The organism is Marinibaculum pumilum (genome assembly GCF_042646425.1).
Taxonomy (GTDB): Bacteria; Pseudomonadota; Alphaproteobacteria; order Ferrovibrionales; family Ferrovibrionaceae; genus Marinibaculum; species Marinibaculum pumilum.
Map to the genome: position 1 here is coordinate 490405 of NZ_JBHRTR010000054.1, position 1016 is coordinate 491420.

The window sequence follows — 1016 nt, forward strand, 5'->3', positions numbered from 1 at the left end:
ACCCTGCGGCGTGCCCCTGGTCCGCTTCATGGTGGCGTCCCCATCGGCGATGTCGGCGTTCAGATAGGCCCGGACCAGGCGGATGATGCCGGGATCGGGGACCTTCTTGCGCAGACGGTCGATCAGGATGTCGTGGTCAACCCGGTCGAAGAACTTCTCCAGGTCCACGTCCACCACGACCCGCCGGCCCGATTGCACGAACGATTGCGCCGCAAGAACGGCGTCGTGCGCGCTCCGGCCCGGCCGGAAGCCATAGCTGTGCCGGCTGAAGCTGGGGTCAAGGATCGGCTGGAGGACTTGCAGGAGCGCCTGTTGGATCAGACGGTCCTGCACCGTGGGGATGCCAAGCTCGCGCTCGCCGCCCCCCGGCTTCGGGATCATCACGCGACGAACCGGCTGTGGCCGGTACGTCCCCTTCAACAGGCTGTCGCGGATGGCCGGCCAGCCAGTGCGCAGCATCGTGGCCGTCTGGTCGATGTCCAGACCGTCCACGCCCGCCGCGCCCTTGTTGGCACGCACCTGCTTCAGTGCCCGCAGAAGGTTCTCTCGCGCCAGGACCGCTGCAAGCAGCCCCGGCCCCGTGTCGTTCGGTGCCCGCGGCGGGGGCTCGGCTTCGTCGAGACAGGAACTCCCACGGGCTTCACCCGCTTGCCTCCCCTGCCTCCCGGTTGGGACCGGCATCTGACGCATGGCCTTGCTCATCCTCGGGGGAACTTCACTCTCCCTCGTTCGGCCCTTCGCCTGCGGTTCCCCGCCGACTACTACGGCCTCTGCTGACGTCCCGCTCCGGCTCGACACCGTCGCCCTTTCAGGCACAAGGCGGGATCTCCCCAGGTAAGAACGCATTCCTTCGCTGCACGACCGCCGGATCTACGCCACTTCCCCTTGGTCACAAGAGCTTCGCGGTTCATTGCCCGCTCGCCCTGGTCCGCGCCGCCTCGTATCCGGTTCTTGTCCATCGGCCCGCAGCTTCGATCCACGCTTCCTCCCCACGGTCGGTCGCCCTTCCGCAGTTG

Annotated in this window: 1 protein-coding gene; it reads right to left on the reverse strand. The window is 67.6% G+C overall.

The features are described 5' to 3' along the window. The coding region (locus ACFOGJ_RS29155; RefSeq protein WP_379906824.1) for a reverse transcriptase domain-containing protein at positions 1 to 702 on the reverse strand (702 nt) is incomplete at its 3' end. Positions 703 to 1016 lie beyond the last annotated feature (314 nt).